Annotated in this window: 13 protein-coding genes; 5 read left to right on the top strand and 8 right to left on the bottom strand. The window is 59.8% G+C overall.

Annotated elements, in window-relative coordinates; translation table 11 throughout:
- Positions 1-47 precede the first annotated feature (47 nt).
- Entirely contained in the window at positions 48-1,502 is a 1,455-nt protein-coding gene (locus AB4N53_RS16660) for a catalase (protein ID WP_460121801.1), read from the top strand.
- A 149-nt stretch (positions 1,503-1,651) separates the two neighbouring features.
- Positions 1,652-2,119 (top strand): bacterioferritin, encoded by a 468-nt coding sequence (gene bfr, locus AB4N53_RS16655; RefSeq protein ID WP_186631390.1) that lies wholly within the window; start codon positions 1,652-1,654, stop codon positions 2,117-2,119.
- 65 nt (positions 2,120-2,184) lie between these two features.
- Here the strand turns inward: bfr and uvrA are convergent, their stop codons facing one another.
- Positions 2,185-5,019 carry an excinuclease ABC subunit UvrA gene (gene uvrA / locus AB4N53_RS16650; RefSeq protein WP_039761937.1) on the bottom strand — a complete coding sequence of 945 codons (2,835 nt, stop codon included), beginning with the start codon at positions 5,017-5,019 and terminating at the stop codon, positions 2,185-2,187.
- A 191-nt stretch (positions 5,020-5,210) separates the two neighbouring features.
- Here uvrA and AB4N53_RS16645 point away from each other — a divergent pair, with 191 nt between their 5' ends.
- Both AB4N53_RS16645 and AB4N53_RS16640 read left to right on the top strand, forming a co-directional pair.
- Positions 5,211-6,608, top strand: coding sequence for an MFS transporter (locus AB4N53_RS16645; RefSeq protein ID WP_460121797.1), 1,398 nt, complete (start codon positions 5,211-5,213; stop codon positions 6,606-6,608).
- A 9-nt stretch (positions 6,609-6,617) separates the two neighbouring features.
- Positions 6,618-7,136: a single-stranded DNA-binding protein gene (locus AB4N53_RS16640; RefSeq protein WP_003228709.1), complete on the top strand. Its 519-nt coding sequence runs from the start codon at positions 6,618-6,620 to the stop codon at positions 7,134-7,136.
- Positions 7,137-7,333: 197 nt separating this feature from the next.
- Here AB4N53_RS16640 and AB4N53_RS16635 read toward each other — a convergent pair whose 3' ends face one another.
- The 7 genes from AB4N53_RS16635 to AB4N53_RS16605 all read right to left on the bottom strand — a co-directional run bounded on the left by AB4N53_RS16635 (position 7,334) and on the right by AB4N53_RS16605 (position 12,592).
- On the bottom strand, positions 7,334-8,491 hold the full coding sequence (locus AB4N53_RS16635; RefSeq protein WP_460121795.1) for a glutathionylspermidine synthase family protein: 1,158 nt from the start codon (positions 8,489-8,491) through the stop codon (positions 7,334-7,336).
- Position 8,492: 1 nt separating this feature from the next.
- On the bottom strand, positions 8,493-9,191 hold the full coding sequence (locus AB4N53_RS16630; protein ID WP_460121793.1) for a DUF1190 domain-containing protein: 699 nt from the start codon (positions 9,189-9,191) through the stop codon (positions 8,493-8,495).
- Positions 9,192-9,209: 18 nt separating this feature from the next.
- On the bottom strand, positions 9,210-9,635 hold the full coding sequence (locus AB4N53_RS16625) for a DUF350 domain-containing protein (protein WP_016772952.1): 426 nt from the start codon (positions 9,633-9,635) through the stop codon (positions 9,210-9,212).
- Positions 9,636-9,650: 15 nt separating this feature from the next.
- Positions 9,651-10,301, bottom strand: coding sequence for a DUF2491 family protein (locus tag AB4N53_RS16620; RefSeq protein WP_460121791.1), 651 nt, complete (start codon positions 10,299-10,301; stop codon positions 9,651-9,653).
- 208 nt (positions 10,302-10,509) lie between these two features.
- Positions 10,510-11,208 carry a PspA/IM30 family protein gene (locus AB4N53_RS16615; RefSeq protein ID WP_460121789.1) on the bottom strand — a complete coding sequence of 233 codons (699 nt, stop codon included), beginning with the start codon at positions 11,206-11,208 and terminating at the stop codon, positions 10,510-10,512.
- A 17-nt stretch (positions 11,209-11,225) separates the two neighbouring features.
- Positions 11,226-11,894, bottom strand: coding sequence for a YjfI family protein (locus tag AB4N53_RS16610; RefSeq protein ID WP_460121787.1), 669 nt, complete (start codon positions 11,892-11,894; stop codon positions 11,226-11,228).
- A gap of 143 nt (positions 11,895-12,037) precedes the next feature.
- Complete coding sequence (locus AB4N53_RS16605; RefSeq protein ID WP_460121785.1) at positions 12,038-12,592, bottom strand: cysteine hydrolase family protein; 555 nt, start codon at positions 12,590-12,592, stop codon at positions 12,038-12,040.
- A gap of 101 nt (positions 12,593-12,693) precedes the next feature.
- On the opposite strand from AB4N53_RS16605, the gene AB4N53_RS16600 reads away from it, so the two are divergent.
- On the top strand, positions 12,694-13,695 hold the full coding sequence (locus tag AB4N53_RS16600) for a GlxA family transcriptional regulator (RefSeq protein ID WP_460121783.1): 1,002 nt from the start codon (positions 12,694-12,696) through the stop codon (positions 13,693-13,695).
- Positions 13,696-13,945: the final 250 nt, after the last annotated feature.

Below are 13,945 nucleotides of genomic sequence, written 5' to 3'. Positions count from 1 at the left end.
CAAGCCCATTAGCCGGCAGTTCAAGACTGACAGAGGAAGAAGACCGCATGAGCCAGACCAAGACGCTTACAACCGCGAGTGGCGCGCCAGTCGCTGATAACCAGAATTCCCGCTCCGCCGGCCCACGCGGTCCGCTGCTGCTCGACGATTTCCATCTGATCGAAAAGCTCGCGCACTTCAACCGCGAAAACATTCCTGAACGCCGTGTCCACGCTAAGGGCTCGGGCGCTTACGGTACGTTCACCGTTACCCGTGACATCACTGAATACACCAGTGCAAAGTTGTTCGAGTCTGTAGGCAAACAAACGCCAACCTTTCTGCGTTTCTCTACCGTGGGGGGCGAGCGTGGTTCGGCCGACACCGAGCGCGATCCGCGCGGTTTCGCCTTGAAGTTCTACACAGAAGAAGGCAACTGGGACATCGTTGGCAACAACACGCCAGTGTTCTTCATCCGTGATCCGCTGAAGTTTCCTGACTTTATCCACACGCAAAAACGTCTGCCGCAGAGCAACCTGAAAAGCGCGCAGATGATGTGGGATTTCTGGTCGCATTCGCCTGAAGCGCTGCACCAGGTGACCATCCTGTTTTCTGATCGTGGCATCCCTGACGGCTATCGCCACATGCACGGCTTCGGCAGTCACACCTACAGCCTGATCAACGCCAAAGGCGAGCGTCACTGGGTGAAGTGGCACTACAAGACCCAGCAGGGCATCAAGAACCTGGCGCCTGCCGACGCCGCTCGTTTGGCCGGTACCGATCCAGACTACGCTCAGCGCGATCTGTTCGAAGCGATCGAGCGCGGTGATTTCCCGAAATGGCGCGTGTGCATTCAGATCATGACTGAAGCCCAGGCAGCGGCTCATTACGAAAATCCGTTTGACGTGACCAAAACCTGGTCGCAGAAGGAGTTTCCGCTGATCGAAGTCGGTGAACTGGAATTAAACCGCAACCCGCTGAACTACTTCGCTGAAGTCGAGCAGGCTGCATTTGGCCCGAGCAACATGGTGCCAGGCGTAGGTCTGTCGCCGGACCGCATGCTGCAAGGTCGTGTGTTCGCCTACGCTGACGCGCACCGCTACCGTGTGGGTACCAACCACCAGCAATTGCCGGTGAACGCTCCCCGCAGCCCGGTGAACACTTACCAGCGTGACGGCGCAATGGCGTTCGGCAGCAATGGTGGCGCGGCGCCGAACTATGAACCGAACAGCTACGTTGAATCGCCGAAACAAGCGCCACACTATGCCGAGCCAGCGCTGGCCTTGAGCGGTGCCGCAGATCGCTACGATCATCGCGAAGACACCGATTACTACAGCCATGCCGGTGCGTTGTTCCGCTTGATGAGCGACGAGCAGAAAGCACTGCTGGTCAGCAACATCGCTGGTGCCATGGCAGGTGTTTCGAGCGATGTCGTAGATCGCCAGTTGCAGCATTTCTACAAAGCCGATCCGGCGTACGGAGAAGCAATCGCAAAGCTGCTCAACTTACGGCTTAACGAAGTCTAAACGAGAAGCAGAACCGCCCTCATTTGGGCGGTTTTTGCGTTATTTGGCCTGTTTTTCTCAGAATATCTTCGCTTTTATTGCGCGAAGCGAGTGACCTTCCGGTCAGGTTGGTTCAAACTACAGACTTTCAGGAAGGGAGATGTAGGGCGATGCAAGGCCACCCAGATGTAATCGATTACCTCAATACGTTGCTGACCGGCGAACTGGCCGCGCGTGACCAATATTTCGTTCATTCGCGGATGTATGAGGACTGGGGGTTCACCAAGCTCTACGAGCGAATCAACCACGAAATGGAAGAAGAAGCCGGCCACGCTGATGCGCTGATGCGGCGGATTCTGATGCTCGAAGGAACGCCGCGCATGCGTCCGGATGATCTGGATGTCGGTACCACGGTACCTTCAATGCTCGAAGCCGATCTGCGCCTCGAATACAAAGTCCGCGCTGCTCTGTGCAAAGGCATCGAGCTTTGCGAGCAGCATCAGGATTACGTCAGCCGTGAGATTCTGCGCGTTCAACTCAATGACACCGAAGAAGATCACACCTACTGGCTGGAAAAGCAGCTGGGCCTGATCAAGCTGATCGGTCTCGAGAACTACCTGCAATCCCACGCGTCCTGATTGCGATGGCTACAAAAAAGCCCCTGTCACTTCAACGGTGACAGGGGCTTTTTCATGCCTGGCGGTCAGGCCCGATCGCGGATCAGCAGCGGCTTGAGGTAATGGCCGGTGTGAGATTGCTTCATCTCGGCCACTTCTTCCGGGGTACCGGTGGCGATGATCTGCCCGCCCTTGGAACCGCCTTCAGGACCGAGGTCCACCAGCCAGTCGGCGGTCTTGATCACATCAAGGTTGTGCTCTATCACCACCACGGTGTTGCCGTGATCACGCAAGCGGTGCAGCACATCGAGCAGTTGCTGGATATCGGCGAAGTGCAGACCAGTGGTTGGCTCATCGAGGATGTACAGGGTTTTGCCGGTATCGCGTTTGGACAGCTCGCGCGACAACTTGACCCGCTGTGCTTCGCCGCCGGACAAGGTCGTCGCCGACTGCCCGAGCTTGATGTACGACAGGCCAACATCCATCAGCGTTTGCAGCTTGCGCGCCAGTGCCGGCACCGCATCGAAGAACTCCCGAGCTTCCTCGATGGTCATTTCGAGGGTCTCGTGGATGCTCTTGCCCTTGTATTTGATTTCAAGGGTTTCGCGGTTGTAGCGCTTGCTCTTGCACACATCGCAGGGCACGTAGATGTCCGGCAGGAAGTGCATTTCCACCTTGATCAGGCCATCGCCCTGGCACGCTTCGCAGCGACCGCCCTTGACGTTGAACGAGAAACGCCCCGGGCCGTAACCACGGGAGCGCGACTCGGGCACGCCGGCAAACAATTCGCGGATCGGCGTGAACAGCCCGGTGTAGGTCGCCGGATTGGAGCGCGGCGTACGACCGATCGGGCTCTGGTCGATGTCGACGACTTTGTCGAGATGTTCCAGGCCTTTGATGCTGTCATGCGCAGCCGCTTCCAGCGTAGTTGCGCCGTTAAGGGCTGTGGCGCTCAGCGGGAACAGCGTGTTGTTGATCAGCGTCGATTTGCCCGAACCGGATACGCCAGTCACGCAGGTCAGCAGGCCGATCGGGATGTCCAGATCGACATTGCGCAGGTTGTTGCCACGCGCACCTTTGAGCGACAGGTTGAGCTTCTTGTTGCGCGGCGTGCGTTTGGCCGGCACTTCGATCTTCACCCGGCCGGACAGGTATTTGCCGGTCAGCGAATCCGGGTGCGCCATGACTTCATCCGGCGTGCCTTCGGCAACGATCTGCCCGCCGTGCACGCCAGCGCCCGGGCCGATATCGACGACATAGTCAGCCAGGCGAATCGCGTCTTCATCGTGCTCGACCACGATCACCGTGTTGCCGATATCGCGCAAATGCTTGAGCGTGCCGAGCAGCCGGTCGTTATCGCGTTGATGCAGGCCAATGGACGGTTCGTCGAGGATATACAGAACGCCGACCAGACCGGCGCCAATCTGGCTGGCCAGACGAATCCGTTGCGCCTCGCCACCGGACAGCGTGTCGGCACTGCGATCCAGCGACAGATAGTCGAGACCGACGTTGACCAGGAACTGCAGGCGCTCGCGAATCTCCTTGAGAATCTTGTCAGCGATCTCGCCACGCCGACCGGTCATCTTCAGCGCACCGAAATATTCGCAGGCATCGCCGATCGGCAGATTGGTCACTGCCGGCAAGGTTTTCTCGCCGACCCAGACGTGTCGTGCTTCGCGACGCAGACGCGTGCCACGGCAATCCGGGCAGGCCTGATGGCTGAGGAACTTGGCCAGCTCTTCGCGCACGCTTGCCGATTCGGTTTCGCGGTAACGGCGCTCCAGATTCGGCACGATGCCCTCGAAAGGGTGCGAGCGTTTGACGATGTCGCCTCGGTCGTTCAGATATTTGAAGTCGACGTTCTGCGAGCCGCTGCCATGCAGGATGAACTTCTGCTGCTCGGCGCTGAGGTCGTTGAAGGGCTTGTCCAGGCTGAACTTGTAGTGCGAGGCGAGTGAGCCGAGCATCTGGAAGTAATAAACGTTCCGCCGGTCCCAGCCGCGTATTGCACCTTCGGCCAGGGTCAGCTCGCCATTGACCAGACGCTTGATGTCGAAGAACTGCTTCACACCCAGGCCATCACAGGTCGGGCAGGCGCCGGCCGGGTTGTTGAAGGAAAACAGCTTGGGTTCCAGTTCGCTGATTGCGTGGCCGCAGATCGGGCAGGCGAAGCGTGCGGAAAAGATCATTTCTTCGCCCGGCTCGTCGTCCATCGGCGCGACCAGGGCAATGCCGTCGGCGAGTTTCAGCGCAGTCTCGAAAGACTCGGCGAGGCGCTGCTGCAGATCGGCGCGGACCTTGAAGCGGTCAACGATCACATCGATCGAATGCTTCTTCTGTTTATCCAGCTTCGGCAGCTCGTCGAGCTCGCAAATGCGTCCGTTGACCCGGGCGCGGACGAAACCTTGCGCACGCAATTCTTCGAAGACCGACAGGTGTTCGCCTTTGCGTTCGCGGATCACCGGTGCCAGCAACATCAGTTTGCTGCCTTCCGGCTGCGCCAGCACCAGATCGACCATCTGGCTGACGGTCTGCGCTTCCAGTGGAATGTCGTGATCCGGGCAGCGCGGCGTGCCCACGCGAGCGTAGAGCAAGCGCAGGTAGTCGTAGATTTCGGTGATGGTGCCGACCGTCGAACGCGGGTTGTGCGAGGTCGACTTCTGTTCGATGGAGATCGCCGGCGACAGGCCTTCGATGGTGTCGACGTCGGGTTTTTCCATCATCGACAGGAACTGCCGGGCATAGGCCGACAGGGATTCGACATAGCGGCGCTGACCTTCGGCATACAGCGTGTCGAACGCCAGGGACGACTTGCCGGATCCGGACAGGCCGGTGATGACGATCAGTTTGTCCCGTGGCAGGGTCAGGTCGATGTTCTTCAGGTTGTGGGTACGGGCCCCACGTATCAGGATCTTGTCCAAAGTGGCCTCGCTTGGCGGGCGTCGAAAACGTAGGAGTATACGGGCAAATACTGGATGGATGCACACTATCAAACGAAGGGCGTTTTGCCGTTCATGAAGAGAGTTTCATCTATACGCGTCATAGCGTCGCGATATACCCCGTCTTCCGATGGGACTGGTAGAATCGCCGCCGGTTCACACGAGGTTTTTCCATGCACGATCCCCACAGCGAACGCATGAGTGGCAGCGAGACCCGCGCGGCGAGCGGTCTGGCCCTGGTGTTCGCCTTCCGTATGCTTGGCATGTTCATGGTGTTGCCGGTGCTGGCGACCTACGGCATGGATCTGGCGGGAGCGACCCCGGCCCTGATCGGGCTGGCGATTGGCGCTTACGGTCTGACCCAGGCGATTTTCCAGATTCCGTTCGGGATCATTTCCGACCGCATCGGCCGCCGGCCGGTGATCTACCTCGGCCTGATCGTCTTCGCTCTTGGCAGTGTTCTGGCTTCGCAGGCCGATTCGATCTGGGGCGTGATCGCCGGGCGGATCCTGCAGGGCGCCGGGGCGATTTCTGCGGCCGTCATGGCGTTGCTGTCCGACCTGACCCGCGAGCAGCATCGCACCAAGGCCATGGCGATGATCGGCATGACCATCGGCCTGTCATTCGCCGTGGCCATGGTGGTGGGGCCGTTACTGACCAGTGCGTTCGGGCTGTCCGGGCTGTTCCTCGCCACTGGCGCCATGGCGCTGGTCGGCATCCTGATCATCATGTTCATGGTGCCGCAATCCACCGGGCCATTGCAGCACCGGGAATCCGGCGTGGCTCGGCAGGCGCTGATGCCGACGCTCAAGCACCCGGACCTGTTGCGCCTCGATCTGGGCATCTTTGTGTTACATGCCATGTTGATGTCGAGCTTCGTCGCTTTGCCCCTGGCACTGGTGACAAAAGCCGGTCTGCCCAAGGAGCAGCACTGGTGGGTTTACCTCACCGCGCTGCTGATTTCGTTCTTCGCCATGATCCCTTTCATCATCTATGGCGAGAAGCGACGCAAAATGAAACGAGTTTTGCTCGGCGCCGTCATGACACTGATGCTGACTGAACTATTCTTCTGGCAGTTCGGCGACAGCCTGCGTGCTCTGGTGATCGGCACGGTGGTGTTTTTCACCGCGTTCAATCTGCTCGAGGCATCGTTGCCGTCGCTGATCAGCAAGGTTTCACCGGCAGGCGGCAAGGGCACGGCGATGGGCGTGTACTCCACCAGCCAGTTCCTCGGTTCGGCACTCGGCGGGATCCTCGGCGGCTGGTTGTTCCAGCATGGCGGTCTGTCGGTTGTGTTCCTCGGATGCGCCGCGCTGGCTGCACTTTGGCTGGCCTTTGCTGTTACCATGCGTGAACCTCCCTACGTGACGAGCCTGCGCTTGCCGTTGTCGCCCGAAGCGATCCGCGAAGCGGGTCTGGTCGAGCGCCTCAAGGCCCTGGTAGGGGTAACAGATGCAGTGATAGTCGCCGAAGAGGCGGCTGTTTACATCAAACTGGACAAAGAATTAGTGGATCGCACCACCCTCGAACGCCTGGTCAACAACCCGGCCGGGGCTGCGTGCGGCGCTTAGGAGAACGTTATGGCCCGTGGGGTTAACAAAGTCATATTGGTCGGCACTTGCGGCCAGGATCCCGAAGTTCGCTACCTGCCTAACGGTAATGCCGTGACCAACCTGAGTCTGGCCACCAGCGAACAATGGACCGACAAGCAGACCGGTCAGAAGGTCGAGAAGACCGAGTGGCACCGTGTGTCGATGTTCGGCAAGGTTGCCGAGATCGCCGGTGAATACCTGCGCAAGGGTTCGCAGGTCTACATCGAAGGCAAACTGCAGACCCGCGAGTGGGAAAAGGACGGCATCAAGCGTTACACCACTGAAATCGTGGTCGACATGCAAGGCACCATGCAACTGCTCGGCGGCCGTCCACAACAGGGCGATCAGCAAGGCGGCGGCAATAACTATCAGCAGCAGGCGCCACGTCAGCAGGCTCCACGCCCGCAGCAGTCTGCTCCACAGCAGCGCTCTGCTCCAGCGCCTCAGCAGGCCGCTCCGCAACCGGCTCCGGATTTCGATAGCTTTGATGACGATATTCCGTTCTGATTTGCCGCTGTAACCGCTTTAAATGAAAAAGGCCCGTCGCTTAAACGACGGGCCTTTTTTGTGAGCAATTTCAGCGCAACCCCAATCACCTGTAGGAGCTGACGAGTGCAACGAGGCTGCGATCTTTTGACGTTGCTTCTGAAGATCAAAAGATCGCAGCCTCGTTTCACTCGTCAGCTCCTACATGGGGAATTGTTTCAGTCGAGGATCAGGTGCGGCAGGAAGCGGCTGGAATCCTTGGTGATCAAACTGTTGTCCTCGCGCACACCAATCCCCGCCGCCTCATCACCAATCACCCACGAGCCAATCAGCGTGTAGCTGTCGCCAAACTTCGGCAGCGGTGCGAACTCCTGCAAGATGAACGGCGCATCGGTGTAAGGCCCGTTCTCTTTGACGATCAGACCCTCCGCTGTTTGCAGTTCGACATTGGCGCCTTCGCGGGAAAAGTACGGCTTGCGCACCCAGCCCTTCGGCACCGCACTCTGCGGATTCGGATCAAGGTGCGAGGCGAGCAGATTCGGATGTCCCTTGTGCAATTCCCACAGCAGCGGCAGCGCACCTTTGTTTGACAGAATCGCCTTCCACGCTGGTTCGAAAAACTGTGTATCGCAATCGGCGATCGCGGTGCCGAACGGTTCGTGGAAGATGAATTCCCAGGCGTGCAGCTTGAACAGGTGCGGGATCCAGCGATCCTGCAGATCGACGAATCGGCCCTCAGCCGTCAGGCCGATGTCTTCGATATCGATGTGGCGTGATTCGATGCCGACCTTTTCCGCGATCAGCCGCAGGTAATCGGTGGTGCCTTTGTCCTCGACCGAGTCTTTCATCGAGGCAAAGTAGAACGGCCGCTTCAACTGCAACTCGGCGAAGGCCTGATGCAGCTTGGTGTCGATGCTGTTGAACTGGTCGGCATGCCCGGGCAGCGTGCCGCGCTCGATGCATTGTTCCAGCCAGCCCCACTGAAATGCCGCCGCTTCATAGAGGCTGGTCGGCGTGTCGTAGTTGAGCTCCAGCAGTTTCGCCGGCCCGTTGCCGCTGTAGGAAAAGTCCATGCGACCGTACAGATGCGGATGACCCTCGCGCCAGGAGGTGCGGATCATGTCGTAGTACGCCGCCGGGATACTCAGGCGATCGAGCAACTGCTCGCTGTTGACCACGCGCTCAACCAGATCCATGCACATCTCGTGCAGTTCGGTAGTCGGGTCTTCGAGATCGTTTTCGATCTGCGCGAGGCTGAACTGGTAGTAGGCGCTTTCGTCCCAGTACGGTTCGTCGTCGATGGTGTGGAACAGGAAACCGAGGCTTTCGGCGGTGTGTTTCCAGTCGGGGCGCTCGGCGCAGTGGATCTTTTTCATGTCAGCTGCTCGAGCGTCCGGAACTGCTGCCCCAGCCGCCCCAACCGCTGCGGGCGCTGGACTGGCTGCCGAAACCGCCGCGCGAAGTCGACGACGCAACGTTCACCGGTTTGCTCTTGCTGCTCTCGTAATCCGACTGGCTGCGCGAGGTTGTGTCAGCTCGGCGGTACTGCGTTGAGGTGTTGTACGGCTGACGCGTTTCGCGATCACGGTAAACGGTACGTTCGGCGTTGTTGCTCATTGCGTTGCCGATCAGCCAGCCGGTCAGCCAGCCATTGCCGCCGCCACCCGAACTGCCGGAATAGTGCGAACCGCCGTGGCTGGCGCTGCTGCTCGTGGTGTTCCCCGCCGGCATTTGCGAATTGGCGATGGCATCGAGATCTTGCGGCGTCTCGGCATTGCCCGGCACCTTGAAGCCGCCGAGTTTCGGCACGAAGAGGCCATCGGAATTTTTCTGACACCAGCCAGCGGCAAAGTCTGCGTCGCACTTGGCTTTGTCGCTGTAGGCCGGGGCGATGCGTCGGTGTTCGTTGAGGGCGGCGACGTAGGCGCTGGAGCAGAGATCGGCGGCCACTTCGGCGTCGACACACTGTTCAACGCTCTGGAAATTGCGCGGCTGATCCAGCGCCGCTGCTTCACCGGAAATCGCCATCGCCACCGACGCGGCGAGGGACAACTGCACGTATTTGCTGCGTTTCATCGAGAGGCTTCCTGCCGATCAGTGGGACGGGGTCATGCACGCGGCATTGAGCATGCCGACGCTGATCGCCACGGCGGCGACATAAATGCCGGCGGCGACTTCGCCGTTGGCGATGCGCTGGGACGTGCCCTTGAGCACCAGCCCGGTAGCGACGAATGCCAGCAACTGCACAACGGCAGCGATGACAGCCCACAGCACGAAGTCGAGCACGTTGACCGAGTAGGCGATCACGTTGCTCGCCGGAATCGCGAAACCGATGATCGCCCCGGACAGGGCAATGGCGGCGGCAGTGTTGCCGGCGCGGATCAGCTCGAATTCCTTGTGCGCAGTGATGCGCGTGTAGACGAATTGAAACAGCATGAACAGCAACACGGCGCCGATCAGGTAGACGACAAAACCGACCAGCGCGGTTTTGTTCAGGGAAACGGCCAAGACTTCCAGCATGAAAAACTTCCTTTTTTAGATGGCGCTCAAATCAGTCGTGTACAGCGAGATCCCCAGCGAGGTGCTCAGGCTGACGGTGCCTTCTTCATCCTGTTCGACGGAGAACAGCAGCAGTTCGCGGCGATCGGTCAGGCCGGTGTCGCGGGCGTACAGCATGGCGTGGTGCTTGATGGTGTAGGACTCGTCCGGGTTGACCACGTGTTCGGTCATTGGCACCAGTTCGGTCTGCTGCAGTTCGGTGCCCCACTCGCGCGCGTATTCGACACCATTGTGGGTGTAGGTCGGCAAACCGATCAGGCTGTTCGGGCCGGCCAGACGCTGCAGTTCGGCGTCACTGTTGACCGTCACGTAGCTGAGGTAATTGAACAGGGTGACCGACTCGATCTGGTCTTCACCGGTGACGTGGATCTGCACCCAGAAATCCTCGTCGTTCATGTAATAGCGATGCAGTTTGTTGGACTGGCCGAGATCGACCCAACCGGCGCTCCACACCGCTTGATCGAATGGCACCCGCACCGAAGTCGAGCCTTCCAGCAGCAGCGCCAGGGTCGTGTCAAAGCGCACGCCTTTACCTTGTGCCATGCCCAGGGGGCCACTGGCGCCGGTTGGCGTTGGCGCAGCGGTCTGCCAGTTGCTGGTGCCGAGCAAGTCTTTAAACCATCCCATGGGTACGTTCCTTGAAGCGGGTGGAGGTGTTCGGGTGAAAAAGTGGCGGTAGTGTACCGGGCGCAGGGGTGTACGAGCAGAGGCAATTACGCCGCAAAACCATGTGGGAGCGAGCCTGCTCGCGAATGGGTTGTGTCAGTCACTAGATTGTTTGACTGTCACGACGCTTTCGCGAGCAGGCTCGCTCCCACAGGTTACCGTTCAGTGATTACTGCGCGGACTTCTGTTTCAGCCGCTCAAGGATCGCATTGGCGCTGCCTTCGTTCGGCGTGATGCCGGCGTCGCGCAGTTTGCGTTCCAGGTCGTTGCCGGTGGAGGCCTCGGCCAGTTCGTCTGCGGCGCTCAGTTCGGCAGCGCGTTGCTGCTGCTTGGCTTGCAGGCGGTTCAGGGTGCCGACCGCAGTTTCCAGTTTGCCGTTGGCGCCGCCGCTGGCAATCGATGCGCTGACCTGGGCTTTCTGCACGCTGTCGCGGGCCTTGGCCATGTCCACTTGCTGGCGCAGGCTCTTGATCCGCGATTCGGCTTTGCTGATGTCTTTGCGCATGTTGTCGGCGTAGGCGCCGAATTCATCGCTGAGTTTCTTCTCGGCAGCGAGGTCATTGGTCAGGGTCGAAATCGCTTCGGCCACTTCCAGCGCCAGGTCTTCACGGCCGGCATTCAGTGCAGCAACAGCCTTGGCTTCGAGATCCTTGATCTTGGCGTCGTACTCGCTGACGCGGTCGGCGGCCAGTTTATGCTTGGCCATGATCGTCACCAGTTCGCGGCGGGCGTTCGACAACGCGCTGTCGGCTTCGCGGATTTCCTGATCGAGGATGCGCAGGGCCTGCTGGTCGGCGATGGCTTCGCCGACTTCATTGGCGCCGCCACGCAGTGCGGTGAACAACTTGCTCCAGATGGACTGAGTCATTGGATATTCCCTGTTGATTACTTGAAGAAGTGTTCGAAGGCTTCGCTGGCGCGCTGCACGTTGTCGACCAGGGTTTTCACCTCGGTGACGACATTGGTCAGGCTCGAATCGGCGCTGAGGGCGCCGAACATGTTGTAGACGGTCTGCCCGTTGGGCATCGACTCGATACCGATCGACGACAGCGGGAACATCTCGCGGCTGCGCAGTACGGCATCGTTGAACGCCTGGACATCGCTGATCGAATCGATGTCGACCAGCACGGTGTCGACGATGATCTGTTGGCCGGCCAAGGCGATGTGAATCGGCAGACCGCCGAATTCGTTCATTTGCAGCTTGATGCTCGGCTCGGAGCTCTGGATCAGGGACAGCGAAATCTCTTGGGAAGCCACCTCGTCCAGCGCCTTGAGGGCATTGAAGAGGCTGTCGATGGTCCAGTTGTTGCCTGCGCTCATGTGTTTCTCCGACATGAAAGAGCCAGCCAGAATCGGTTGGCGTAGCTGTTGCTCCATTTGCTTGAGCAAGCTTCGGTTTTCCGGAAGCACCCAAGTTTCGTGTTTCACATAACCGGCGGCGGCCAGGCCTGCGCGCATCTGCTTCATGTAGAAGCTCGACGGTTTTTTTGCCGACGCCTTGCCACGCTCGCCCTTGGGGCTGGCTGCGGCAGTCGTCTGAGTGCGGCTTGTCATGGCTGTAATCCGGTTATGAGCGTCTCACGCGTGGGCCACACTACAACCAATGCAAAGTGCCATCAATGACTCACGCGTGAGATTTTCATGACAGACGCAAAAAGGCCCGCAACGTGGCGGGCCAGTGGATTGTGCAGTTGTTGCTAGGCGTTGCTGTGCAGCAACTGCTCAGTCGATACCACGTTGGCATAGGCGAAACCCAGCGCCGCCATGAATGCTGCGTGCACATGGGCGGCGGGCACCGTCAGGCCATTGAATTCCAGGTCACGGCTGGCGCAGGCATCGTGAACCACCGTGACCGCATACCCCAGGTCCGCCGCCGCACGGGTGATGCCATCGACGCACATATGGCTCATGCTGCCGACCACGACCAGGTCGGTGATGGCCTGTTCGTCGAGCACCGATTTCAGTTCGGTTTCACGGAAGGAGTTGACGAAGTGCTTGAGCACCACCGGCTCGTCCGCGCGGTTGAGCACTTTCGGATGCAGTTTCGCGCCCTCTGAGCCGGGAGTGAAAAACGGCGCATCGTCGGAAGTGAATTCATGCCGAATGTGCACCACCGGATCGCCCGCTTCGCGAAAGGCTGCGATCAGCCGCGCGGCGTTGTCGGCAGCGGCGTCGGCGCCGACCAGCGGCCACTTGCCTTGGGGGAAGTAGTCGTTCTGGATATCGACTACGATGAGCGCTTGCTTGGCCATGGGATTGTCCTCGAGGCAGTGATTGGGTGTGGCCTCAGTATTGGCGCTGGCCGAGGATTCGAGGATTGGCCGCACCGACAATAGACGGGGGAAAACTGACAATGGCTGCACAAAGAGCCGCCACCGCTGAACTGGGCGTGCTGATTTATCCCGGCGCGCAACTGGCGGCGGTGCACGGTCTGACCGATCTGTTCGCCGTGGCCAACCGCATTGCCGCCGAGTATCAGGCTGTGCAACTGCCCTTGCTGCGAGTCAGTCACTGGCAGGTCGAGGGCGAGCAGCTGCCGACGCGGGTTTCCGACAGTCATCCCGGTACCGATGGCGCTTTGCTCGCCGTGCTGATTCCGCCGTCCCTCGGCGGGTTCGATGCGGCGCAGATGACTCCGAGCCTGACGCAATGGCTGCGCGATCAGCATGCGCACGGCGCAACGCTTGGCGGTGTCTGTGTGGGCTCGTTGATGCTCGCTGAAAGCGGCTTGCTCGACGGTCGCAGCGCGACCACCCACTGGACTTCGGCCCAGGCTTTTGCCGAGCGTTACCCGAAGATCAAACTGAAGGCCGACACGCCGATTGTCGACGACGGTGACCTGATCACCACGGCCGGGCTGATGGCCTGGTCGGAACTGGGATTGCGTCTGGTCGATCGCTTGCTCGGCCCGAGCATCGCCACCGCGACCGCACGTTTTCTGGTGATGGAACACAGCGACAGCGCCAGTGAATGCGGAAGCAATTTCGCGCCGATCCTCAGCCATGGCGACGCGGCGATTCTCAAGGTCCAGCACTGGCTGCAAAGCACCGGGGCGACGGATGTTTCGCTGAACGCGATGGCCGAGCGCGCGGGACTTGAGGAGCGCACCTTCCTGCGCCGATTCCGCACCGCCACAGGCTTGAAGCCGACCGAGTACTGCCAGCATCTGCGGGTTGGCAAAGCGCGAGAAATGCTCGAGTACTCCAATGGCACGATCGACCACATTGCCTGGACGGTGGGCTATCAGGATCCGGGGGCGTTTCGCGCGATTTTCAAGAAGATTACCGGGCTTGGGCCGAGTGATTATCGTGGGCGGTTTGGAGTGAATCCCGCTCCCAGAACGACGATGACCTGATGTGGGAGCGAGCCTGCTCGCGAAAGCGCTGGATCTGCAAAATTGTAGTCGGCTGACACTACGCCTTCGCGAGCAGGCTCGCTCCCACACTGGAATTTCAGTTCGACCAGGGATCGTGCAATTTGCCGGAATTTTGCGCGCTGTCGTGCAGTTTGAAACAGGCGTGATGCCAGCACTTCAGCGGCAACCACCCGATTACCGGGCGGTTTGGGGAGATCGATGATTGGCCTGATCTCTGCAATTTCTCTGA

The organism is Pseudomonas sp. H3_E04, from assembly GCF_054668915.1.
Note: the sequence above shows the minus strand (reverse complement) of the source record. Positions and strands in the feature narration are given on the sequence as shown.